At 37.0% G+C, this 23,417-nt stretch carries 22 protein-coding genes and 1 other annotated feature; of the genes, 18 read left to right on the plus strand and 4 right to left on the minus strand.

Annotated elements, in window-relative coordinates:
• Positions 1-9: 9 nt before the first annotated feature.
• The 7 genes from galE to tsaD all read left to right on the plus strand — a co-directional run bounded on the left by galE (position 10) and on the right by tsaD (position 6,398).
• Positions 10-999 carry a UDP-glucose 4-epimerase GalE gene (gene galE / locus AC6R0T_RS05810; RefSeq protein ID WP_206905703.1) on the plus strand — a complete coding sequence of 330 codons (990 nt, stop codon included), beginning with the start codon at positions 10-12 and terminating at the stop codon, positions 997-999.
• A gap of 11 nt (positions 1,000-1,010) precedes the next feature.
• Positions 1,011-2,492, plus strand: coding sequence for a UDP-glucose--hexose-1-phosphate uridylyltransferase (galT, locus tag AC6R0T_RS05815; RefSeq protein WP_303753447.1), 1,482 nt, complete (start codon positions 1,011-1,013; stop codon positions 2,490-2,492).
• Between the two features lie 76 nt (positions 2,493-2,568).
• On the plus strand, positions 2,569-3,561 hold the full coding sequence (locus AC6R0T_RS05820) for a LacI family DNA-binding transcriptional regulator (RefSeq protein ID WP_303753446.1): 993 nt from the start codon (positions 2,569-2,571) through the stop codon (positions 3,559-3,561).
• Positions 3,562-3,686: 125 nt separating this feature from the next.
• Entirely contained in the window at positions 3,687-4,412 is a 726-nt protein-coding gene (gene tsaB, locus AC6R0T_RS05825; RefSeq protein ID WP_282461280.1) for a tRNA (adenosine(37)-N6)-threonylcarbamoyltransferase complex dimerization subunit type 1 TsaB, read from the plus strand.
• Entirely contained in the window at positions 4,396-4,926 is a 531-nt protein-coding gene (gene rimI / locus AC6R0T_RS05830) for a ribosomal protein S18-alanine N-acetyltransferase (protein ID WP_303753445.1), read from the plus strand. Before tsaB ends, rimI (AC6R0T_RS05830) begins: the two co-directional genes overlap by 17 nt.
• Positions 4,919-5,395, plus strand: a complete 477-nt coding sequence (gene rimI, locus AC6R0T_RS05835) for a ribosomal protein S18-alanine N-acetyltransferase (RefSeq protein WP_303753444.1) — start codon at positions 4,919-4,921, stop codon at positions 5,393-5,395. The genes rimI (AC6R0T_RS05830) and rimI (AC6R0T_RS05835) overlap by 8 nt, the downstream gene beginning before the upstream one ends.
• A complete protein-coding gene (tsaD, locus tag AC6R0T_RS05840; RefSeq protein WP_206905727.1) occupies positions 5,385-6,398 on the plus strand; it encodes a tRNA (adenosine(37)-N6)-threonylcarbamoyltransferase complex transferase subunit TsaD in 1,014 nt (337 codons plus the stop codon). Before rimI (AC6R0T_RS05835) ends, tsaD begins: the two co-directional genes overlap by 11 nt.
• A 229-nt stretch (positions 6,399-6,627) precedes the next feature.
• On the opposite strand, the gene AC6R0T_RS05845 is transcribed toward tsaD, so the two are convergent.
• Positions 6,628-7,314, minus strand: coding sequence for a Crp/Fnr family transcriptional regulator (locus AC6R0T_RS05845; RefSeq protein ID WP_206905728.1), 687 nt, complete (start codon positions 7,312-7,314; stop codon positions 6,628-6,630).
• 477 nt (positions 7,315-7,791) lie between these two features.
• Here AC6R0T_RS05845 and arcA point away from each other — a divergent pair, with 477 nt between their 5' ends.
• The 4 genes from arcA (at position 7,792) to argS (ending at position 13,409) form a co-directional block, all read left to right on the plus strand.
• Positions 7,792-9,021 carry an arginine deiminase gene (gene arcA / locus AC6R0T_RS05850; RefSeq protein WP_206905730.1) on the plus strand — a complete coding sequence of 410 codons (1,230 nt, stop codon included), beginning with the start codon at positions 7,792-7,794 and terminating at the stop codon, positions 9,019-9,021.
• Positions 9,022-9,099: 78 nt separating this feature from the next.
• Positions 9,100-10,119, plus strand: a complete 1,020-nt coding sequence (gene argF / locus AC6R0T_RS05855; protein ID WP_206905732.1) for an ornithine carbamoyltransferase — start codon at positions 9,100-9,102, stop codon at positions 10,117-10,119.
• 127 nt (positions 10,120-10,246) lie between these two features.
• On the plus strand, positions 10,247-11,191 hold the full coding sequence (gene arcC / locus AC6R0T_RS05860) for a carbamate kinase (RefSeq protein WP_230708549.1): 945 nt from the start codon (positions 10,247-10,249) through the stop codon (positions 11,189-11,191).
• A gap of 195 nt (positions 11,192-11,386) precedes the next feature.
• Positions 11,387-11,582, plus strand: a binding site (T-box leader).
• A 135-nt stretch (positions 11,583-11,717) separates the two neighbouring features.
• Positions 11,718-13,409 carry an arginine--tRNA ligase gene (gene argS, locus AC6R0T_RS05865; RefSeq protein ID WP_303753443.1) on the plus strand — a complete coding sequence of 564 codons (1,692 nt, stop codon included), beginning with the start codon at positions 11,718-11,720 and terminating at the stop codon, positions 13,407-13,409.
• A gap of 149 nt (positions 13,410-13,558) precedes the next feature.
• Here the strand turns inward: argS and AC6R0T_RS05870 are convergent, their stop codons facing one another.
• The 3 genes from AC6R0T_RS05870 to AC6R0T_RS05880 form a co-directional block, all read right to left on the minus strand.
• On the minus strand, positions 13,559-13,834 hold the full coding sequence (locus tag AC6R0T_RS05870) for a hypothetical protein (protein WP_303753442.1): 276 nt from the start codon (positions 13,832-13,834) through the stop codon (positions 13,559-13,561).
• Entirely contained in the window at positions 13,834-15,408 is a 1,575-nt protein-coding gene (gene lysS, locus AC6R0T_RS05875) for a lysine--tRNA ligase (RefSeq protein WP_303753441.1), read from the minus strand. Before lysS ends, AC6R0T_RS05870 begins: the two co-directional genes overlap by 1 nt.
• A gap of 204 nt (positions 15,409-15,612) precedes the next feature.
• Positions 15,613-16,083, minus strand: coding sequence for an arginine repressor (locus AC6R0T_RS05880; RefSeq protein WP_206905742.1), 471 nt, complete (start codon positions 16,081-16,083; stop codon positions 15,613-15,615).
• A 456-nt stretch (positions 16,084-16,539) separates the two neighbouring features.
• On the opposite strand from AC6R0T_RS05880, the gene rpsB reads away from it, so the two are divergent.
• The 7 genes from rpsB to rseP all read left to right on the plus strand — a co-directional run bounded on the left by rpsB (position 16,540) and on the right by rseP (position 23,316).
• On the plus strand, positions 16,540-17,325 hold the full coding sequence (rpsB, locus tag AC6R0T_RS05885) for a 30S ribosomal protein S2 (RefSeq protein ID WP_206905744.1): 786 nt from the start codon (positions 16,540-16,542) through the stop codon (positions 17,323-17,325).
• A gap of 129 nt (positions 17,326-17,454) precedes the next feature.
• Positions 17,455-18,336: a translation elongation factor Ts gene (gene tsf / locus AC6R0T_RS05890; RefSeq protein WP_230708544.1), complete on the plus strand. Its 882-nt coding sequence runs from the start codon at positions 17,455-17,457 to the stop codon at positions 18,334-18,336.
• A 147-nt stretch (positions 18,337-18,483) separates the two neighbouring features.
• Positions 18,484-19,206 carry a UMP kinase gene (gene pyrH, locus AC6R0T_RS05895; RefSeq protein WP_206905747.1) on the plus strand — a complete coding sequence of 241 codons (723 nt, stop codon included), beginning with the start codon at positions 18,484-18,486 and terminating at the stop codon, positions 19,204-19,206.
• A gap of 1 nt (position 19,207) precedes the next feature.
• Positions 19,208-19,765 (plus strand): ribosome recycling factor, encoded by a 558-nt coding sequence (gene frr, locus AC6R0T_RS05900; protein ID WP_206905748.1) that lies wholly within the window; start codon positions 19,208-19,210, stop codon positions 19,763-19,765.
• A 433-nt stretch (positions 19,766-20,198) separates the two neighbouring features.
• Positions 20,199-20,984, plus strand: a complete 786-nt coding sequence (uppS, locus tag AC6R0T_RS05905) for an undecaprenyl pyrophosphate synthase (protein ID WP_303753440.1) — start codon at positions 20,199-20,201, stop codon at positions 20,982-20,984.
• A gap of 31 nt (positions 20,985-21,015) precedes the next feature.
• The gene (locus AC6R0T_RS05910) at positions 21,016-21,816 is read left to right on the plus strand and encodes a phosphatidate cytidylyltransferase (RefSeq protein ID WP_230708540.1); all 801 of its coding nucleotides are present in this window, start codon (positions 21,016-21,018) and stop codon (positions 21,814-21,816) included.
• 231 nt (positions 21,817-22,047) lie between these two features.
• Entirely contained in the window at positions 22,048-23,316 is a 1,269-nt protein-coding gene (rseP, locus tag AC6R0T_RS05915) for an RIP metalloprotease RseP (protein WP_303753439.1), read from the plus strand.
• Positions 23,317-23,417: the final 101 nt, after the last annotated feature.

Raw genomic sequence — 23,417 nt, forward strand, 5'->3', positions numbered from 1 at the left:
GGCTTTAAAATGTCAATTTTAGTATTAGGCGGAGCTGGTTATATCGGCTCTCACGCAGTGGATCAATTAATTACCAAAGGATACGACGTGGTGGTTGTGGACAATTTATTAACTGGGCACAAACAAGCAATTCATAAAGATGCGCGTTTTTATGAAGGGGATGTGCGGGATAAAGACTTTTTAGAAAGTGTTTTTCAAAAAGAGAAAATTGAAGGTGTCATTCACTTTGCGGCTAGTTCTTTAGTTGGCGAATCAGTAGAAAAGCCATTGAAATATTTTAATAATAATGTTTACGGAATGCAAATTTTATTAGAAGTGATGCAAGCAAATGATGTAAAAAATATTGTCTTTTCTTCTACTGCGGCAACTTATGGCGAACCAAAAGTTGTACCAATTAAAGAAACGGCTGAAACTGCACCCAAAAATCCATACGGGGAAAGTAAACTGATGATGGAAAAAATGATGAAATGGTGTGACAACGCATACGGGATGAAATACGTTGCCTTGCGTTATTTCAATGTTGCCGGAGCTAAAGCAGATGCTTCAATTGGGGAAGATCACGATCCGGAAACCCATTTAGTACCGATTATTTTACAAGTTGCTTTAGGGCAAAGAGAGGCTTTGCAGATTTTCGGTGATGATTACAAAACACCAGATGGCACTTGTATTCGTGATTATGTTCAAGTAGAAGATTTAATTGCCGCGCACATTTTAGCTTTAGAATATTTAAAAGCAGGTAACAAAAGCAATGTCTTTAACCTTGGCAGTAATAATGGTTATTCCGTTAAGGAAATGCTAGAAGCCGCTAGAGCAGTTACGGGTAGAAAAATTCCTGCCAAAATTGCCCCCCGAAGAAAAGGGGACCCTGCAACACTTGTGGCTGCAAGTGACAAGGCAAAAGAAATTTTAGGCTGGCAACCTGCGTATACCGACATTAAAGATATTATTAAAACAGCTTGGGATTGGCACGTTAGTCATCCTCATGGTTATGAAGACTAGGAGGTAAAATAATGAGTATCAGCCAGACAGTGGTGGATTTTGCGACATTAGCCATTCATGCCGGTGGTTATATGGAATTAGACCGCTTATACTTACAAAATCGGATTATTGCTTTAATTGGGGAGGATAGTCTGGATGAGGTTAAGCCACAAAGTGCGACCCAAAATTCTTTAGAATTATTAGATGCATTAGTAAAAAAAGCAAAAGAAAATGGTGTAATCGGAGATAGTCTAGCCCAAAAAGAAATTTTGGAAGCGCAGTTAATGGATTTTTTGACGCCGCCGCCTTCAGTTGTTAATGCTTTTTTTGCCCAACATTATGCTAAAACACCAGAAGCCGCAACCGAATACTTTTTTAAATTATGTCAAGAAAATGACTATATTAAAACGCGTGCTATTGCTAAAAACATTGTTTTTCCAGCTGAAACGAAATATGGAAAATTAGAGATTACAATTAATCTTTCTAAACCAGAAAAAGACCCTAAAGAAATTGCAACAATGAAAAATGTGACAGCTAGCGATTATCCCAAATGTATGCTTTGTATGGAAAATGAAGGCTATAAAGGACGCCTGAATTATCCAGCGCGGACCAATCACCGCATTATTCGTATGAACTTGAATGGTGAGAGTTGGGGATTTCAATATTCCCCATATGCCTATTATAATGAACATTGCATTGTCTTATCAGAAGAGCATCGCCCGATGCAAATTAGCCGGGCAACTTTTGAACGTTTATTGACCATCATTGAAGTTTTACCCCATTATTTTGTGGGCTCAAATGCGGATTTACCGATTGTAGGAGGATCAATTTTATCCCATGACCATTATCAAGGTGGAAAGCACACCTTTGCGATGGCAAAAGCTCCCCTTGAAAAAGAAATTAATTTAAGTGTTTTTCCAAATATTAAAGCGGGAATTGTAAAATGGCCGATGTCAGTTCTTCGGTTGCAAGGAGCAGACAAAACTGAAATGATAAATGCTTGCGAGTATATCTTACAAGCCTGGAAACACTATTCAGATGAAAGTGTTTGTGTCAAAGCATTTAGTGAAGATGGCACGCCACATCATACGATAACGCCCATTGCCAGAAGAAATGGAAAGTTATATGAGGTTGATTTAGTATTGCGGGATAATAATGTTTCAAAAAAATTCCCCGATGGTATTTTTCATCCCCATCCAGATGTGCAACATATTAAAAAAGAAAATATTGGTCTGATTGAGGTAATGGGACTAGCTGTCTTACCACCAAGATTATTACCTGAATTAGAAGAAGTTGAAAAATATGTATTAGGTAAACCTAATAATATTGCCGACTACCATAAAACCTGGGCACAAGCGATGATGCAAACCCATGAATTTACGCCAGCAAATGCCATGGATATCATACATGGTGAAGTTGGACAAATTTTTGCCCGTGTTTTGGAAGATGCTGGTGTTTTTAAACGTGATAAAGTGGGGCAACAAGCCTTTTTGCGTTTTACTGATACACTTTAAGCGTTAAAAAATCAGCTGCACAAATTTGTTTATCTTTAACTTACAACTCGAGAAATAAAACTAAAGGAGGTGTAGCATGGCAACAATTAAAGATATAGCCCAAAAAGCCAACGTCTCCCCGGCCACTGTTTCGCGAGTCTTAAATTATGATGCTGGACTTTCAGTGGGACAAGATACCAAACGGAAAATTTTTGAAGCAGCAGAAGCTCTCAATTATACGAAATATAAAAACAAGCAAAAAAAAGCAGACCAAGTCTTACGCTTAGTTCAGTGGTATAACGACGAAGAGGAATTGGAAGATTTGTATTATTTGGCGATTCGTTTAGGCATTGAACGAAAAGCAGAAGAATTAAACATACAATTAGTAAAAGAATCTTTATCTGAACTTTCCGAGACAAAAACCGATGGGATCATCGCATTGGGAAAATTTGATGCCAAACATATTAAAACGCTAAAGAAAATGAAGCAACCACTTTTATTTGTGGATTATGATGGAATGTCAGCTGGGTTTGATTCTTTAGTTGTTGACTTTCATCAGGCAGTAGATTTAGTCATTGATCATTTCATCAAAGAAGGGCATGAAAAGATCGCTATTTTAGCTGGTGTAGAGTTTACGAAAGATTATCATAATGAAATTGCTGACCCTCGCTTGCGTTTGTTTACTGAACGGTTGCGGCAATTGAAGCTTTTAAATTCACAGTATGAAATCACAGGGGATTTTACAGTTGAAGGTGGCTATCAAGCCGTTAAAAATTTTTTGCAGTCTGAAAAAGAAATTCCCAGCGCACTATTTGCCGCAAGTGATGCAATGGCAGTTGGGGCATTAAAAGCCATTCACGAGGCAGGCTTAAAAGTACCGGCAGATATTTCAGTTATTGGTTTTAATGATGTTAGCGTGGCCAAATATGTAACGCCTGCTTTGTCTACCATTCAAGTACCGACAGAGTGGATGGGAGAATTAGCTTTAGAAACGATGGTACAAATTGAAAAAGATGAAGCACCCGTGCCACGCAAGATTACAATTGGCACGAAACTGATTTTAAGAGAGTCAACATTACAAACAAACTAGTTGAAAGATGTTACCGCAGTTGTTTTATATCTGACGGTAGCATTTTTTATTGGCTCTACGCAGGTTTATTTAACTTTTTTAAATTTGTGGTAAAATACACTAGAGTTAAAGGAGAGGATAGCACCGTGAAGATATTGGCTTTTGATACATCAAATAAAACCTTAACAGTCAGCGTGATGGCTGAAAACATCGTCTTAGGCGAAATTACAACAAATGTTAATAAAAATCATAGTGTGACGTTAATGCCCGCTATTGCTGAGCTAATGGAAAAAGTTGCATTAACTCCACAAGAAATTGAGCGCATCGTAGTTGCCCAGGGACCTGGATCTTACACGGGGCTTAGAATTGGTGTCACAACAGCAAAAACACTAGCAGATACACTACATTGTGAGTTGGTTGGTGTTTCTAGTTTGGCTTTAATTGCCGCCAATTGCCGTAATTATGCAGGCGTTATTGTCCCATTATTTGATGCAAGAAGAAACAATGTATACACTGGTCTTTATCAATGGGTTGCAGATGAATTGCAAATGATTCAAGCAGATCGCCATATGGCACTAGCAGATTTACTAGTACAGTTGAAAAATGAACATGACATTTTATTTGTCGGAGAAGATGTGGCAAAGTTTGCAGCGGAGATAAGTGAAAGTTTACCCACTGCAAAAATAAATAAAATTTCCCATTGGCAACTTCCCAGTGGGGCAGTTTTAGCAGAATTGGGTGCCAAAAAAGCACCAGTGACCAATATTGACACTTTTTCACCGCTATATTTAAAACGTGTCGAAGCAGAAGAAAAATGGCTGGCTGCCCACAAAGATTGGTCAGGTGACGAAAATTATGTTGAAAAAATTTAAAGCTCTTTTTCCAAAACCACCTTTTAAAAGTGCAGGCTATCCAAAAAGGACTTATCCAGGACATGCAGCCTGGTTTGTTCGCGAAGTGACAAATGACGACATCAAAGCGCTTTTAGCAGTGGAAAGAAATGTTTACCATGGCAAGTTACCTTGGACTAAATCAGCATTTTTGTCAGAATTAATTTCACCGCTACCACATTTGTATTTATGTGTGGAAGCTGAAGCTATTTTAGCTTTTGGCGGATGCCGTATTATTGGCAATGATGCCCATATCACCAATATTGCCGTTGATCCAGATTTTCAAGGAAGTGGCATTGGCACATTTTTATTACAAGAGTTGGAACAGTTTGCTAAAAAAAATGGTTGTTTGACCATGTCTTTGGAAGTTCGGTTAAGTAATCGCGATGCGCAACGCCTATACCGCAAATTAGGATATGTTTCACACGCAATTAAAACCGCCTATTATGATCAAACAAATGAAGATGCATTGGATATGGTGAAATACATTGACTGATTTTAAGATTAAAGAAAAAAAGGACTACAACTTGACGGAACTGGCAGATTCATTGTATAACATTGCAGAGGCTGCCTATCAAACAGGAAGTCCTTGGAAAAAAGAGCAATATCTCGCTGATTTAAAAAATGCTGCAACCAATTATTTTATTATAGAAGAAAAAGGACAAATAGTAGCTTTTTTAGCTTATCAAAAAATTATTGATGAAGTTGAAATTGCCAACGTGGCCGTTCATCCTGCAACACAAAATAAAGGTTACGGCGGTCTTTTAATGAAGTTAGTGGATAAAATTCCGTCAGTAAACCAATTTTTTTTAGAGGTACGGGTAAGAAATTTTTCTGCCAAAAATCTCTATTTAGCGCATGGTTATAAGGTCATTAGTCGACGGGCAGATTATTATCAAAATCCACGGGAAGATGCCTTAATTATGTTAAAGAAAGTGGGGCCAATTCAAACAAATGAGTTCTGAATTAATTTTGGCCGTTGAAAGTAGCTGTGATGAAACAAGTGTTGCAGTGATTAAAGACGGTCATGAAATATTAAGTAATATTGTTGCTTCCCAAATTAAAAGTCACCAACGTTTTGGTGGCGTTGTGCCAGAAGTTGCAAGTCGTCATCATGTGGAGCAAATTACGCTTTGTTTACAAGATGCGTTAAGTGAAGCACAAGTTACACCAAAAGATTTAACTGCTGTGGCGGTAACGTATGGTCCTGGTTTAGTCGGCTCGCTTTTAATTGGAATCGCAGCGGCCAAGGCGTTTGCCTGGGCGCACCAATTACCGTTAATTCCTGTAAATCATATGGCAGGACATATTTATGCAGCACGGTTAGTAAAACCATTAGAATTTCCTTTAATGGCTTTACTTGTTAGCGGTGGGCATACGGAGTTAGTTTACATGGCTGAAGACGGCTCTTATGAAATTATTGGTGAAACCCGAGATGACGCTTGTGGTGAAGCCTACGATAAAGTAGGACGCGTCTTAGGTTTAAGTTACCCTAGCGGTAAAGAACTAGATCAGCTTGCTCATCTGGGGAAAGATACGTTTCATTTTCCTCGCGCAATGATCCATGAGGATAATTATGATTTTAGTTTTAGCGGTTTAAAAAGTGCCTTTATTAATTTAGTGCACAATGCAGATCAAAAAGGTGAAGTGTTAGCAAAAGAAGATCTAGCTGCAAGTTTTCAAGCCAGCGTCGTGGATGTTCTAACTGCAAAAACAATCCGTGCTTGTCAAAATTGGCCAGTTAAACAATTAGTTGTTGCTGGTGGCGTTGCAGCCAATCAGGGGCTGCGAGAACGTTTAGGTGAAGTATTGCCCAAAGAAGCTCCAGGTGTTGAATTAATTGTACCGCCGTTGCGTTTATGTGGAGATAATGCTGCAATGATTGGTGCTGCCGCTCATGTAGAATTAGCAAAACAACATTTTGGCAACTATTTTCTAAATGCTAAACCGGGTTTGGAATTAGCCTGATTTTTTTCAAAAGGAGTTTTTAATCCGTAATTAATTTGAAAAAAAGAAAATTAAAATTACGGTACACTTATTGATGTAAGCTAGAACTAAAACATTTAAGATTCTTGATGGATTTTTGGGGGAAATGAAGTCAAACTTTTTAAGTGGCTTCTTTCTGGCTTACATTTACAAATATAAAAACGGATGATTTGGCATAGGCTAAATCATCCGTTTTTATAATTTGACTAGGCTATTTGATTACATCTTCATAAAAAGTGAATATTTTTTTTTCATAATCAATTAAACCTTTTTCTTTTAGCTTTTTAATGACTTGACCTGCTGTTTCACGGGTAGTACCACTATTAACAGCTAATTCTTTTAAAGTAATTGGAAATGGAATCGTGACTTTGGTTTTGGATTCTGGTTGTCCTAACTCCCGTTTTAATATGTAGAGATTTTGGGTTACACGATCGTGAGCATTTGAAGTTAAGCCCGTTTGTAGGCGTAATTGATGGCTTTCGATAATTTTATTTTGCTTTTTTATAAGGTAAAGTAACTGCTGGTTGTTCTTTTGGCAAATTTGCTCATAAATTTGGGTAGGAAAATAGAAGGTTTCAATGTCAGTCATGGCTTGAGCACTATGGGTGTAAACTTCTGCTTCGAAAACGCCTCCCAAAGGAAAAACACTGTAATTGGTTACGTAATCATAATAGTAGTAAGTTGCACTTTCATCATAGCGTTCAATTCGTACCAAACCAGCAACGACATAATACAGTCGGTCTCTTGCATCCCCTTCGTCAAAGAGTACTTGTCCTTTTTTATAAGAACGTAATAAAACATTGGCCTTTAAAAGTTGGAATTCGTCATCAGTAAGGTGTTCAAAATCTGCTTGGTATCTTAAACGGGAAAATTGATAGTCTACCTTATCGGCATACATAACTGGCTAACTCCTTTTTTACACTTTTTTTCTCTAGTTTATATTGTTGCCTTTTTCCTTTGGTTTGTAAAGGGAAAAATAAGGTGCAGACGGCAGATTTCAGCAAAAAAATAATATGAGAATGTAAGTCGGATTTTTATTGAGTGAAAATGGCAAAAATGAATAAAACAAGGTTTTGCATACCGGAAATATACAAAAAACACTGAAAAGTATGCGTTTTCAAATTATTTAGACCTTTAAAATAAAGAGAATATTCTATATGCAAAAAAAAAATCCAAATGAATAAATATTTTTTTTTCGTTCAAAATGAATAAATATATCTTCTGTTATGATTGTTTCATTCATTAATCGGGTAAATATAAATAACATCTAATATAATGTGAAATATTTCTCCTTTATAATGTTAGATAAATTTGAAAGCCCTTTCTTTTAAGGGTTAATCTATTAATGTAATCAATAACGAGGAGGCAATAAAAAATGGACAAACCAATTCACGTGTTTTCCGAAATCGGAAAACTAAACACTGTTCTATTGAAAAGACCTGGCGCAGAAGTTGAAAACTTAACTCCAGACATTATGGATCGTTTATTATTTGACGATATTCCATATTTGCCAAATGCCCAAGCAGAGCATGACGAGTTCGCCAAAGTTTTACAAGACAATGGTGCAGAAACTCTGTATTTAGAAAAATTATCAACAGAAGCTATTGATGCTGGTAATGTGAAAGAAGAATTCTTAAACCGCATCTTAGATGAATCTCATATTGATTCAGCAGCTGTCCGTCAAGGATTGTTCGAATATCTGCTTAGTATGGAAACACAAGACATGGTTGATAAAATCATGGCTGGAGTACGTACAAAAGAAATCGATGTTAAATCTCGTTCATTACTAGATTTATCTGCTGACGATGAATATCCATTTTACATGGATCCAATGCCTAACCTATACTTCACTCGTGACCCTTCTGCATCAATTGGTAACGGCATGACTGTTAACAAGATGACTTTTGAAGCACGCCGTCGTGAATCATTATTTACAGAATATATTTTAAATCATCATCCACGTTTTGCAGGCAAAGTTGATGTTTGGTTAGACCGTGAAGCTGAAGGCCATATTGAAGGTGGGGACGAATTAGTTCTTAGCCATGAAGTATTAGCAGTTGGTATTTCACAACGGACAAATGCGAAAACTTTGGAAAAATTAGCGCGCAATATGTTTGCTAAACATGCTGGTTTTGAAAAAGTTCTAGCAATTAAAATTCCGAACAACCGTGCAATGATGCATTTGGATACTGTATTTACAATGGTAGATTACGATAAATTTACGATTCATCCAGCTATTCAAGATGCTGATGGTAAAATCGATTGCTTCATTTTAGAACCAAATGGCGACGATATCACAATCACACAAACAAATGACTTACACGGTACATTAAAAGATTTATTACATTTAGATGATTTGGTATTAATTCCAACCGGTGATGGCGATGCAATCGTTGCACCTCGTGAACAATGGAATGACGGTTCAAATACCTTAGCAATTGCACCAGCTGTAGTAGTAACGTATAATCGTAACTATGTATCAAACGAAATTCTACGTAGCTATGGTATTAAAGTGTTAGAAATCCATTCAGGAGAATTATCACGCGGTCGTGGTGGCCCTCGTTGCATGAGTCAACCATTAGTACGTGAAGATCTAAAAAAATAAAGGTATGAATTGGTTCTGCGGGCGGCTGTAAGCCGTCTTGCGGACCAAATGAAAACTAACTAAAGGAGAGCTCAACTTATGAAAGAATCAGTATTCCAAGGAAGAAGCTTGTTAGCAGAAAAAGATTTTACAAAAGAAGAATTACAATATCTAATCGATTTTTCTGAACATTTGAAAGATCTTAAAAAACGTGGGATTCCACATCGCTACTTAGAAGGTAAAAATATTGCACTTTTATTTGAAAAAACTTCTACACGGACACGGGCTGCTTTTACTACAGCTTCAATTGATTTAGGTGCACATCCGGAATACCTTGGTGCAAATGATATTCAATTAGGTAAAAAAGAATCTACAGAAGATACTGCAAAAGTATTGGGTCGTATGTTTGACGGAATTGAATTCCGCGGATTCAGCCAAAAAATGGTTGAAGAGTTGGCTGAGTTTTCAGGCGTTCCAGTTTGGAATGGTTTGACAGACGAATGGCATCCAACACAAATGATTGCCGACTTCTTAACAATTCAAGAAAACTTTGGCACAGTTGAAGATATTACATTAGCTTACTGTGGAGATGGCCGTAATAACATGGCAAACTCATTGTTAGTAACAGGTGCGATTTTAGGTACAAACGTACGTATCGTAGCACCAAAAGAATTACAACCGGAAGAAGAAATTCAAAAAATGGCACAAGAGTTTGCTGAAAAATCTGGTGCTAAATTAATGGTAACAGACGATGTTGATAAAGGCGTTGATGGCGCTGATGTATTGTATGCCGATGTTTGGGTATCAATGGGTGAAGAAGACAAATTTGAAGAACGTATCAAATTATTGCGTCCTTACCAAATCAACATGGAATTAGTTGAAAAAACACATAATACAGATCGCTTAATCTTCTTACACTGCTTACCAGCATTCCATGATACAAACACTGTATATGGCGAACAAATGAAAGAAAGATTTGGCATTACTGAAATGGAAGTTACAGATGAAGTCTTCCGTTCTAAATATGCGCGTCAATTTGATCAAGCGGAAAACCGCATGCACTCAATCAAAGCTATTATGGCTGCGACATTAGGTAATCTGTTTATTCCACGTGCTTAATCGCTACTAAATTAAAACCTACTTTAACTAAGACGAGTCAGTTCTTTGAGCCTTTTGCCTGTCAAAAGAGCTGGCTTGTTTTGGTGTTTCTAAAAACTGTCAAAATTTCTTACGAGGAGCGATAATTATGGCAAAACGTAAAGTCGTTGTAGCTTTAGGTGGTAATGCAATCTTATCTGATGACGCAACTGCACAAGCACAACAAAATGCATTAAAAGAAACTGCAAAATATTTAGTTCAATTTATCGAACAAGGGGATGAATTAATCATCTCCCATGGTAATGGTCCCCAAGTTGGGAACTTATTAATCCAACAAGCGGCAGCGGACTCTGAAAAAACACCAGCTATGCCTTTAGATACTTGTGTTGCTATGACAGAAGGTTCAATTGGTTACTGGTTACAAAATGAAATGGGCGCTATCTTAAAAGAAAAAGGTATTGATAAAGATGTTGTTTCTTTAGTGACACAAGTTATTGTGGCAGAAGACGATCCATCTTTTAATAATCCAAGTAAACCAGTTGGTCCATTCTTCACTGAAGAAGAAGCCAAACAACAAATGCAAGCGGGCAATGCTACTTTTAAAGAAGATGCAGGGCGAGGCTGGCGTAAAGTTGTTGCATCACCAAAACCACTTTCAATTAAAGAAGCACGCGTGATCGAAAGTTTAGTAGATCAAGGTGTGGTGACAATTTCTGTTGGTGGTGGCGGTATTCCTGTTGTGGAAACTGCAAAAGGTTTGGAAGGTCGCGAAGCTGTAATTGACAAAGATTTCGCTTCTGAAAAATTAGCGGAAATCATTAAAGCAGACCTTCTAATCGTCTTGACTGGTGTTGATAATGTGTATGTAAATTATCAAAAACCAGATCAAAAGAAGTTAGAACGCGTGACAGTTTCAGAAATGAAACAATACATTCAAGAAGATCAATTTGCTCCAGGCAGTATGTTGCCTAAAGTACAAGCATGTATTGAATTTGTTGAAGCTCGTCCTGAAGGTAAGGCAATCATCACTTCATTGGAAAATATTGAAAACTTATTGGCTAATGAAGATGGCACGATTGTAGTTGCCGACTAATAGTTAATTTGCTAAAAAATATCTCTGCTGTACATTTTTCTCCTTTAGGGTACAGTGGGGATATTTTTTGAAATCTAATTAGTAAAAATACAATTTTAAACAAAGAAATGAAAGAAAATACTTTTTCATTTAAAATAATGATAAAAAGACTAGCCAGAAAAAAAAGTATTTGTTATAATCAGTGTCAGTTTAATAATTGATTTTGTGAACAAGAGAGTATTGTTTGTTGGAAATTTAGCGAGTTTGGGCGGGTGTGAGCCAAGCAAGAAGACAAATAAGAAACGCACTTGGGAAAATCTGCATGTAGCAGACGGCGATCTACCGTTATAGAAGAAGCTGGTTTGAGTATTCAAACAACAAGAGTGGTACCGCGGGAAGTCTCGTCTCTAACGATTATCGTTAGGGGCTTTTTTTATTGACAAAATCAAGAGTAACTAAAGCTCTAAGTGGCTTTGGTGATCATTAAATTGTAAAATAAGGGTAACTGATGAGTTTTTAGCTCATTTTAATCTAAGGAGGATATCAGATGAACAACAAAGATGTCGTAGCAAAAGCGCTTTATGATGTATTAAAAGATGATTTAACCATGGAGCAAATCGAAAAATTATTGGAAAATCCAAAATCAGCTGATCATGGGGATGTTGCTTTTCCAGCCTTTGCTTTAGCTAAAGCGTATAAAAAAGCGCCACAACAAATTGCACCAGAATTAGCGGAAAAAATTGATGGCAAAAACTTTGAAAAAATCGAAGTAGTAGGTCCATACTTAAACTTCTTTATGAATAAAGGTGCTATTTCTGAAAAAGTTTTAGCGACTGTTGTCAAAGAAAAAGAACATTATGGGGATGCCAATATAGGTGAAAATCGTAATGTACCAATCGATTTGTCTTCACCCAACATTGCCAAGCCGATTTCAATGGGACATTTACGTTCAACGGTTATCGGAAATTCAATTGGTTTTATTATGGAAAAAATCGGCTACAACCCAATTCGTATTAACCACTTAGGTGACTGGGGTACGCAATTTGGTAAATTAATTGTTGCTTATAAAAAATGGGGTTCTGAAGAAGCTGTAAAATCTGAACCAATCAACGAGTTATTACGTTTATACGTGCAATTCCACGAAGAAGTAGAAACACAACCTGAATTAGACGATGAAGCGCGGGCTTGGTTCAAAAAATTAGAAGACGGCGATAAAGAAGCGGTTTCTTTATGGCAATGGTTCCGTGATGAGTCAATGAAAGAATTCAATAAGATTTATGACATGTTGGAAGTGAAGTTTGACTCATTAAACGGTGAAGCTTTCTACAATGACAAGATGGATGAAATCATTGAATTGTTAGAAGAAAAACATTTGTTAAAAGAAGACCGTGGGGCTGAAATCGTTGACTTATCTGCTTATGATTTAAATCCAGCGTTAATTCGTAAGTCAGATGGCGCTACACTTTATATTACCCGTGACTTAGCGGCAGCGCTATACCGCAAGCGCACGTATGACTTTGCGCAATCCATTTATGTTGTCGGAAATGAACAAAGTTATCACTTTAAACAATTAAAAGCGGTCTTAAAAGAAATGGGCTTTGATTGGTCTGATGATATGCATCACATTGCCTTTGGTTTAATTACTCAAGGTGGTAAGAAATTGTCTACCCGTAAAGGTAAAATTGTCTTACTAGAAGAAGTGTTAAATCAAGCGATTGATTCAGCCAAAGAACAAATCTCTGAAAAAAATCCTGACTTGGAAAACAAAGACGAAGTAGCAAAACAAGTTGGTGTGGGGGCGGTTATTTTCCACGATCTTAAAAATGATCGTTTAAATACCTTTGACTTCACGTTAGAAGAAGTTGTTCGTTTTGAAGGTGAAACAGGACCATACGTACAATACACACACGCTCGTGCAATGAGCATTTTGGCTAAAGCTGGCTTTACACCAAATGAAGCGGCTGATTACAAACTAAATGATGAAGCATCTTGGGAAGTTGTAAAATTAATTCAACAATACCCAGAAACAATCTTAAAAGCAGCTGCTAATTATGAACCATCTGTCATTGCCAAACATGCAATTAAATTGGCACAAGCGTTTAACAAATACTATGCGAATGTGAAGATTTTAGCAGACGATGATCAAAAGGATGCTCGTTTAGCTTTAGTTTATGCAGTTACCGTTTTACTGAAAGAAGATTTACGTCTATTAGGATTACATGCACCTGAGAAAATGTAATAAATTACCGTAAAAACAGCGGGAAAAGTCATTAGAAACGACTTTTCCCGCTGTTTTATTTCCCATAGGTTTCAATATAATAAAAAGCTAGCTTATACGTAAAGATGTCATTTACTTATAAGCGTGGATTTTAATAAAAATTGTTGTGACTATTTAAGTAGTAGCCAGCATAATATTAGCAAAAAAGCGACAAAAAACGGCGGAACCACAACAAAGATTAGGTGGCTAATTCTCAGGCCAATTTCCCTTTCTTTTTTATAGGCAGACTTTGTTACGTCTTCTTTGAATTTTTGGGGTGATCGCGCCCAAAAAAGGCCTCTAGTAATTTGTAATAAAATGGCCAGCAAAAGTAAAAAGCCAGTGATGGCTAAACCCACAAACAAAAGTACTGTCAAATGATCAAATCCGGTTAGTGTATTATTCATCACGATTGCTCAAATTGAAGCAATTGTTGCATTTTTTTAATCCCAATTACTTTTATCAATAATGGTATTCGCGGTCCGTGATCTTGATTTAAAGTCAATTGATAAAGGGCGGTAAAGAGTTCTTTTTGTTTGCTGCGTTTCGTTTTTTTATCGCTGGTATCGGATAAATCGTAAATTTTTTGCATGAAATCTGCAGGTGTTAAATCATTTGCTTGCGGAAGTATTTGACGAAATTTTTCTATTTCTTCTTTTACTTCATCTGAAAGTTTTTGATAGGCTGCAAAATTTTTGGTGTCATTGATTGTAATCAGACGGTTTTTGGCATCATTTTCAATCCAATACTGTGCACGAGGCAAGATGTAATCAATTGCGGCTTCTGAATAAGCAGCTTCTTTTTGCAATAATTCCTTAGCTAATGAATCGTTATTGGCGGTAAGGGCTAAGATGCTAACTACATGGCCAAATTCAGGATAATTTTCTTTTAAATTCACACCAGTTAATTGTAATAATTGGTGGCGGGTTTCATCTAGTTGATTATTTTTAGCTTTTGTAACCAGTTGTTCAAATTCTTTGTAGTTGCGCAAAACATCATCATCAAGACCTAGATCAAATTGCGCTTTTGGCTGATATTTTCCGTATAAATAGAAAACCAGCTCTGGTGTATAAATCGATAATAAGTCTGGTAATGTCAAAATATTGCCAGCAGAGCTTGACATCTTTTTGGTTTGACCTTTAATGTTTACAAAATCATAAGGCTGGTACATGGGGGCGTGCCATTCAAAAATTTCAGCAGCAATTGCTTTAGCAACATCAAAACTCCCATTTTTTGAAGAGTGATCTTTACCTCCGGGTTCAAAAGCAACTTTTTCATAACGCCATCGCATTGGCCAGTCGATTTTCCAGTGAAGTTTAACCCGTTGGTTTTGTCCAATTTGTTGTTTGGCAACATGACCGCAATTGTGACAAGTATAAGAAATACGTTGTGTCTTTTCATCATAGTGGGTAATTGTTGTCGTGTCGTGATAGCAGTTGTCGCAGTATAAAGAGATTGGATAATAGCTTTCTCTTTCTAAATCGTCGGCTTTTTCGGTACGGAAACGGCTTAAAATATCATATATTTCTTTACGTTTGCTTAAGGCTAAGGCGATATCTGCATCATAAGCGCCGCTTTCATAAGCCGTTGTTTCAAAGATAAATTCTGGTGTGATATGCATTTGTTTTAAATCATGGATAAACAAATTTTCGAAATAATCACCATAGGAATAAACGGATTCAGATGCCTGACTAGGAGGGGCTATTTTAGTGTAAGGCATTCCAATTTTTTCTGCTGTGACCCCGGTAACATTTTTAGGAATCTTTCGTAAACGATCATAATCATCCCATGATAAAATATAACGGGGAGTAGCACCTAAAAAGTGTAGTGCCTGTGTGACAAAATAGGTGGTGACAATTTCGCGAAAATTACCGACATGAATGTAGCCAGAAGGACTAACCCCAGAAGCACAAGTAATGGGTGTCTTTTTGTCAGGGTATTTTCTTATTAGTGCTTGTGCAATTTGAAAAGCCCAGTGCATAAAAAATTCCTCCTTTATTCTTGTATTTAAATTTTTATTATAGATTAATTGTAGCATTGAAATGTACAAAGTTAGCTTGCAAAAGGTTCTAAGTTAATAAAAAAAAATCCCAATAGTTAATAAAGAAATACAGTGGCAAATTTAGTATAAGCTAAATTTCAGGAGTATATCTTTATTTATGCTATTGGGATTTTTTAGTTAGTTTTAAGCGATAATATGAGATTTAAAATATTCTTCAATTTTGAGTGCGTCTTCTTCTGTTCGCGAGATAACAATGACAGTGTCAAAACCAGCAATAGTGGTGACTTTTTCAGGTACATCGATATCGTCAATTAAAGCACATAAGACTTGGGCGTTATCCGGGATAGTGACGATAATCGTTAAAAATTGAACGCGTTCCACTTTAACAACGACATCTTCGACCATATGAATGAGGCGGCGTTCTTCTTCACGGCCATCTCCTTCAAAGCGGTCTCCTTGGAAAATTTCAAAACGGGCGACACCATTTTCATCAGGTACCTTGATAATTTTTAAATCGCGGATATCCCGCGAAATTGTTGCTTGTGTAGCTGTCACACCATGGCTTTCCAAAATATTTAAAAGCTCTTCTTGTGTACGAACGGTTTGATTGCTAACAATTTGTTTAATTAATAAATGACGATCAGCTTTACGCATCGGTTTGCTCCTTTAATAAAAATTTGCAATCTCATCATAACAAAATAAGTACTTTTAAGATAGTAGTATTAATGATTTTTTATACATCAAAGGAATTGTTAATTTAACTTTATGCGAATTAATGCGATTTATTAAGATATGTTTGAATTATCTGTCTTTTTCAAAACGCTAAATTAACGAAAATAATAACATTTAAAAAGAGAAATACATCTTATTTTAACCGCGAATACGTTACGCTTTTTCACCTTTATCAAGATAAAATTTAAAAAAGGTGATTTCATGCTTGAAACTAAAGACCTTTATCGGTATAATAGCAAATGTTGTGGGGTGAAGACTCTACAGCTAAAAAATCCACATCAAAAACGGATCTGAGACAGGGTGCTTTACAAATAGTAAAGTCTGCCAAAGAGCTTGACGTTTTTGAAAGGGAAAAACCAAATTGGAGGAAACAAAAACATGGCAGTAATCTCAATGAAACAATTGCTAGAAGCCGGCGTACACTTTGGTCACCAAACTCGTCGCTGGAACCCAAAAATGAAGAAATATATCTTCACAGAACGTAATGGTATCTACATTATCGACTTACAAAAAACAGTTAAGTTAGTAGATGTAGCATACGACTACATGAAAAACGTTGCTGAAGAAGGCGGCGTTGCATTGTTTGTTGGTACTAAAAAACAAGCACAAGAAGCTATCAAAGAAGAAGCAACGCGTGCTGGTCAATTCTACGTTAACCATCGTTGGTTAGGTGGTACGTTGACTAACTGGGAAACAATCCAAAAACGTGTAGCTCGTTTGAAACAAATCAACAAAATGGAAGAAGACGGTACTTTTGAAGTACTACCTAAAAAAGAAGTTGTGGGCTTAAACAAAGAACGCGAACGTCTTGAAAAATTCTTAGGTGGTATCGCAGATATGCCACGTATTCCAGATGTAATGTACATCGTTGACCCTCGTAAAGAACGTATTGCTGTTCAAGAAGCTCGTAAATTGAATATTCCAATCGTAGCGATGGTTGATACAAACTGTGATCCAGATGAAATCGATGTTGTAATCCCATCAAATGATGATGCGATTCGCGCCGTTAAATTAATCACAGCTAAAATGGCTGACGCTTTAATCGAAGGCAACCAAGGTGAAGACCAAGTTGTTGAAGAAACTTTCGTATCAGAAGATGCTGAAGGCACTACTTCAATCGAAGAAATCGTTGACGTTGTTGAAGGCGACAACCAAGCTGAATAATTTTAGTTAAATAATTTTTGACACGGAGCTGTTTCAAAGGCTAGGCGGCAAGCCTCACTCTCCTTTGAAACAGCTTTTTTTAAAGAAAATGCAGACTATCTGCAACAAATTTCGAGGAGGAACCACAAAATGGCAGACGTTACAGCTAAAATGGTTAAAGAATTACGCGATATGACAGGTGTCGGTATGATGGATGCAAAACGTGCATTAGTAGAAGTTGAAGGCGACATTGAAAAAGCCGTAGATTTATTAAGAGAAAAAGGTATGGCCAAAGCTGCTAAGAAAAATGACCGTATCGCAGCGGAAGGATTGGCTTCTGTTGCTGTAAACGGTAACGTTGCAGCAGTTGTAGAAGTAAACTCAGAGACTGACTTTGTTTCTAAAAACGAAATGTTCCAAGATTTAGTTAAAGAAATCGCTGAATTAGTAGCAGCAAACAAACCAGCTGACATGGAAGCTGCTATGAAATTAGAAACTGCTAAAGGTACAGTTGAATCTTCATTAATCGAAGCAACTCAAGTTATCGGCGAAAAAATCAGCTTCCGTCGTTTTGAAGTTGTTGAAAAAGATGATAATGCAGCATTTGGCGGCTACTTACACATGGGCGGACGTATCGCTGTATTAACTGTTTTAGATGGTACAACTGACGAAGCAGTTGCAAAAGATGTTGCAATGCACGTTGCAGCTATCAACCCACGTTACGTTGACGAATCACAAATTCCAGCTGAAGAGTTAGAACATGAAAAAAATGTTTTAACTGAACAAGCTTTAAACGAAGGCAAACCAGCTAATATCGTTGAAAAAATGGTTGAAGGCCGCTTGAAGAAATTCAAAGCTGAAATTTCTTTAGTTGACCAACCATTTGTTAAAGATCCAGATATGACTGTTTCCAAATACGTTGCTTCAAAAGGCGCGACAGTGAAATCATTTGTTCGCTTTGAAGTTGGCGAAGGTATCGAAAAACGCGAAGATAACTTTGTTGAAGAAGTTATGAGCCAAGTTAAAAAATAATTCTATTCAATTGAATAGTAGGGAACGCATTTTATGCGCTCCCTTTTTTTAAAGCCAGTTATAAAAATAACGGCAAAGACTGACAAAGGTGCAAAGATTATTCTGATCTATGCTACAATAGTCAGTAGAAGATACGGAGGAAGCAAAATGGTTAAACCAAAATATCAACGAGTAGTCCTAAAATTAAGTGGGGAAGCATTAGCAGGCGATGAAGGCTTCGGCATTAAACCACCAACTATTAAAGAAATTGTCAAAGAAATTAGAGATGTCCATGAACTTGGTGTCGAAATGGCGATTGTTGTCGGTGGCGGCAATATTTGGCGGGGACAAATTGGTGCCCAAATGGGAATGGAAAGGGCACAAGCGGATTACATGGGAATGTTAGCAACCGTCATGAATGCTCTAGCACTCCAAGATACCTTGGAAAACGAAGGGGTACCAACCCGTGTGCAAACTTCAATTGAAATGCGTCAAATTGCAGAACCATATATTCGCAGACGAGCAGAACGTCACCTTGAAAAAGGTCGGATTGTCATTTTTGCTGGTGGAACGGGTAATCCTTACTTTTCAACGGATACTACAGCTGCATTGCGCGCAGCAGAAATTAATGCTGACGTAATTTTAATGGCAAAAAATAATGTTGATGGTGTTTACTCTGCAGATCCAAAATTAGATGATACTGCTGTTAAATATGAAGAATTAACACATTTAGATGTGATTGCAAAAGGTCTTCAAGTAATGGATTCAACCGCAAGCTCACTAAGTATGGACAATGATATTCCTTTAGTTGTCTTCAATTTAAATGAACCAGGAAACATTCGCCGTGTTATTTTAGGTGAGCATATTGGAACTACAGTGAGGGGGAAATAAAATGGCAGATGCAACAATGACAGAAGCAAAAGAAAAAATGCAAAAGGTCGCTGATAATTTACGACGTACGTTGGGACAAATTCGAGCTGGTCGTGCCAACGCAGGCTTACTTGACCGTATCTTAGTACCGTATTACGGCGCACCAACACCACTTAATCAAATGGCTTCAATTCAAACTCCAGAAGCACGGGTGCTTTTAATTACACCTTTTGATAAATCAATGATTAAAGAAGTGGAAAAATCACTATTGACAAGTGATATTGGAATTACACCACAAAGTGACGGTACGGTAATTCGTCTTGTCTTTCCGCAATTAACCGAAGAACGTCGGAAAGAATTAGCTAAAGAAGTAAAAAAAGAAGCAGAAAACGCTAAAGTTGCTGTTCGTAATGTGCGTCGTGATGCGATGGATGCTTATAAAAAACAAGAAAAAAGTAGCGATATCACTGAAGACGACTTGCGCAACTTAGAAAAAGATGTGCAACAGTTAACCGACGATAGTATTAAGCAGTTAGATCAAATCGCTGCTGATAAAGAAAAAGAACTTTTAGAAGTTTAAACCTTTGATGAAAGCCACACAATTTTTGTGTGGCTTTTTTTTATGTCAAAATGACAATCATAAAAAAGCAAATGATAGCAACATTCTTACTGCTTTGTTAGCAAAGCTTTACAGGTAAAGCTTGTAAATTTAGATTGCCCATCGATTAGAAGTGTCTTATGGCCAAAAATTTAAATCTTTCAGTTGTTTTTTTGTGAAACAAAATCAACTGAAAATGCGTATGTTAATCATGTATTTGCACGAAATATATTGCCTACATTCTTTTTGTGAAACATTATAGTGCGTAAAAAAGCGCTTTTCATATCAAATATGTGGATAAAGGCCTTAAGATTTTTACTAAGCCTTACTGCTTTTCATAGGCAAGCATTCTGATTATTGCTATAATGGGGAAGATGATTTATTTTAGAGTGAGAATTAGTTAGGAGGCTTTTTTATGTGGCGTTTTTTCCCACAGAAAAATAAATATGTGCAAGAAGAAGCAGAGTTTACTTTTGATAGTGACAAAGCTGTTCCTAAACATATTGCGATTATTATGGATGGCAATGGTCGCTGGGCACAAAATCGGCGCTTGCCGCGGGTAGCTGGACATAAAGAAGGGATGGAAACAGTTAAGACGATTACCAAGCACGCTTCTAGTTTGAAAATAAAAGTGTTAACGCTCTATGCTTTTTCGACTGAAAATTGGAAACGACCAGAAGAAGAAGTTAGTTTTTTAATGCAATTACCGGTAGATTTTTTTGATAAGTTTGTGCCAGAATTAATCAAAGAAAATGTTAAGGTAAATGTCATGGGCTATACGGAATTTTTACCCGCCCATACGCAAGAAGCAGTCAAGAAGGCAATTGAACAAACAAAAGATAATACCGGCATGGTTTTAAATTTCGCTTTGAACTATGGGAGTAGGGCTGAAATTGTGACGGCAGTAAAAGATATCTACACAGAGCTCAAAAAAAGAGATGCAAAGGAAGAGGAAATTACTGAAGCTCTTATTAGCGAGCATTTAATGACAGGATTTTTACCAAGTGAATTGCGTGATCCAGAGTTATTGATTCGCACCAGTGGTGAAGAGCGGATTAGTAATTTCTTATTATGGCAGATTGCCTATAGTGAACTTTTCTTTACCGATGCTTTGTGGCCAGATTTTAATGGTGAGTTACTGGAAATGGCGATTGCTTCGTTTCAAAATCGCGATCGCCGTTTTGGTGGTTTGAAAAAATAAAGGAACTTTTGAAAACAAAGGAGGAGTAGTTGTGAGACAACGAGTCATCACAGCAGTAGTCGCCTTGGCATTATTTATTCCGATTATTTATGTCGGCGGTATTGCAATCGAAGTGACTGCAGCTGTTTTAGCTGTAGTAGCAGTTTATGAATTATTTAGAATGAAAGAGTTAAACATAGTCAGTTTTGAAGGAATTATAAGTGCCATTGGTGCAGTTTTGCTAGTTTTACCTAAGGAGCGTTGGTTTTTCTTTTTACCCGCTAATGTAGATACTTTTTCACTGTTTTATCTGACGGTACTGCTTTTATTAGGTGCTGCTGTAGTATCTAAAAATATGTACACGATTGACGAAGCGGGCTTTCCAGTATTAGTTAGTTTGTATGCGGGCATGGGTTTTAGAGATTTTGTTAGTGCCCGAGGGGAGAGCCTCATTATTTTATTCTTCGGACTACTAATTGTCTGGGCGACAGATATTGGTGCCTATATGGTTGGGCGTCAATACGGCAAAAATAAATTATGGCCAGAAATTTCACCAAATAAAACTGTCGAAGGTGCCCTTGGTGGTATCGTTTCAGCAGTGGTCGTTGCCGCTGTGTATGTCTTAATTTTTCAAGGCAAACAAGATTTTGGACATTCGCTACCGCTTGTTTTGATTTTCACAGTAATTTTCTCTATTGTGGGACAATTTGGTGACTTAGTAGAATCAGCCGTTAAACGCCATTTCGGTGTTAAAGATTCAGGTAATATTTTACCGGGCCACGGTGGTATTTTAGATCGTTTCGACAGCCTATTGTTTGTTTTTCCAATTATGCATTTGTTTGGTATCTTTTAAAATAATAATGAACTTTAAGCAGTCTTTAAGAGGCAGAGAATACCTGGCTTTTAAAGATTGCTTTATTTTAATGGAACATTTTAGTTTGCGATTTGTAAAATAGAGGATAAAATGACAAAAAGCGATTGGGCATTTTGCCCACAGTATTTCTGTGATAAAATAAATAAGCACAGTTTACGTATGTAAGTAGTTTTTTAGTAAAAAAAGCTATGAATGAAGGGAAGACAGAACATGAAGACACTTATTACATTTATTATCGTGTTTAGTGTAATTGTTATTATACACGAATTTGGTCATTATTTTTTTGCAAAACGAGCGGGGATTTTAGTGCGAGAATTTGCGATTGGAATGGGACCAAAAATTTGGGGACATCAAGGTAAAGATGGGACTACGTTTACCTTACGGGCATTGCCAATTGGCGGATATGTACGAATGGCTGGCAATGGCGAAGATGAAGTAGAATTAACTCCAGGAATGCCAATTGGTTTGGTATTAGATGAAAAAGGGAAAGTGACTCAAATCAATACCAGTAGTAAAGTGCAATTGGTAAATGCTTTTCCTTTTGAATTAGCTGAATTTGATTTAGAAGACAAATTGTTCGTTTCAGGATATCAAAATGGTGATGAGAGCCAATTAGTAACATATGATGTTTTGCACGATGCCACGATTATAGAATCTGATGGTGTTGAAGTGCGCATTGCACCGCGAGATGTCCAGTTTCAGTCGGCAAAGTTATGGCAGCGCATGTTGACTAATTTTGCTGGCCCGATGAATAACTTTTTGTTGGCGATTGTTTTGTTTATTGTTATCACCTTTATTCAAGGGGGCGTAGCAATAACCAATACAAATAAAATTGGCGCAATTAGTGAAAATTCACCAGCGCAAACAGCTAAGTTAAAAGAAGGCGATGCCATTCAAAGTATTGATGGGCAGAAAATTTCTTCTTGGGATGATTTAACAGCTGCTATTACAGGCAGTAAAAAATCAGTTTTGAATTTTACCGTCAAAAGAGAAAATGAAACATTTACTACACAAGTAAAACCGGAAAAAGAAGAAGTTGACGGACAAAAAGTGGTGCGAATTGGGGTACAAGTACCAATGGATACTAGTTTTTTAGGCAAATTCACAGGAGGCATTAAACAAGCTGCAAATAGTTCAGTTCAATTACTGCGCGCGTTAGGTAATTTGATTGCTAAACCAGATATTAATAAACTGGGTGGACCAGTTGCGATGTTTCAAATGTCTTCTGAAGCGGCGAAGCAAGGTCCGCTGACCGTCATGGTTTTAATGGCCGTTATCTCCATGAACCTTGGCGTAATGAATTTATTGCCTATTCCAGCCTTGGATGGTGGAAAAATTGTGTTGAATGTTATCGAAGGACTACGAGGAAAACCCTTAAGTCAAGAAAAAGAAGGAATTTTAACCTTAATTGGTTTTGGTTTCTTATTGCTGTTAATGGTACTTGTGACTTGGAATGATATTCAACGTTGGTTCTTTTAAAAAAAGCGTCCAAACAGTTTTGAATTGTTTGGCGCTTTTTACTTCGTGCAATAATTTAAAATATAGCTTATACTATTTCAGGTATCTTTAAGCAAGAAGGG

It is taken from the genome of Enterococcus sp. S86.2 (assembly GCF_059834485.2).

Bases quoted from the DNA above. Each gene is read 5' to 3' on its own strand.
- galE (WP_206905703.1), top strand. From the start codon at position 10: ATGTCAATTTTAGTATTAGGCGGAGCTGGTTATATCGGCTCTCACGCA.
- galT (WP_303753447.1), top strand. From the start codon at position 1,011: ATGAGTATCAGCCAGACAGTGGTGGATTTTGCGACATTAGCCATTCAT.
- AC6R0T_RS05820 (WP_303753446.1), top strand. From the start codon at position 2,569: ATGGCAACAATTAAAGATATAGCCCAAAAAGCCAACGTCTCCCCGGCC.
- rimI (WP_303753445.1), top strand. From the start codon at position 4,396: ATGTTGAAAAAATTTAAAGCTCTTTTTCCAAAACCACCTTTTAAAAGT.
- tsaD (WP_206905727.1), top strand. From the start codon at position 5,385: ATGAGTTCTGAATTAATTTTGGCCGTTGAAAGTAGCTGTGATGAAACA.
- AC6R0T_RS05845 (WP_206905728.1), bottom strand. From the start codon at position 7,314: ATGTATGCCGATAAGGTAGACTATCAATTTTCCCGTTTAAGATACCAA.
- arcA (WP_206905730.1), top strand. From the start codon at position 7,792: ATGGACAAACCAATTCACGTGTTTTCCGAAATCGGAAAACTAAACACT.
- argF (WP_206905732.1), top strand. From the start codon at position 9,100: ATGAAAGAATCAGTATTCCAAGGAAGAAGCTTGTTAGCAGAAAAAGAT.
- arcC (WP_230708549.1), top strand. From the start codon at position 10,247: ATGGCAAAACGTAAAGTCGTTGTAGCTTTAGGTGGTAATGCAATCTTA.
- argS (WP_303753443.1), top strand. From the start codon at position 11,718: ATGAACAACAAAGATGTCGTAGCAAAAGCGCTTTATGATGTATTAAAA.
- AC6R0T_RS05870 (WP_303753442.1), bottom strand. From the start codon at position 13,834: ATGAATAATACACTAACCGGATTTGATCATTTGACAGTACTTTTGTTT.
- lysS (WP_303753441.1), bottom strand. From the start codon at position 15,408: ATGCACTGGGCTTTTCAAATTGCACAAGCACTAATAAGAAAATACCCT.
- AC6R0T_RS05880 (WP_206905742.1), bottom strand. From the start codon at position 16,083: ATGCGTAAAGCTGATCGTCATTTATTAATTAAACAAATTGTTAGCAAT.
- rpsB (WP_206905744.1), top strand. From the start codon at position 16,540: ATGGCAGTAATCTCAATGAAACAATTGCTAGAAGCCGGCGTACACTTT.
- tsf (WP_230708544.1), top strand. From the start codon at position 17,455: ATGGCAGACGTTACAGCTAAAATGGTTAAAGAATTACGCGATATGACA.
- pyrH (WP_206905747.1), top strand. From the start codon at position 18,484: ATGGTTAAACCAAAATATCAACGAGTAGTCCTAAAATTAAGTGGGGAA.
- frr (WP_206905748.1), top strand. From the start codon at position 19,208: ATGGCAGATGCAACAATGACAGAAGCAAAAGAAAAAATGCAAAAGGTC.
- uppS (WP_303753440.1), top strand. From the start codon at position 20,199: ATGTGGCGTTTTTTCCCACAGAAAAATAAATATGTGCAAGAAGAAGCA.
- rseP (WP_303753439.1), top strand. From the start codon at position 22,048: ATGAAGACACTTATTACATTTATTATCGTGTTTAGTGTAATTGTTATT.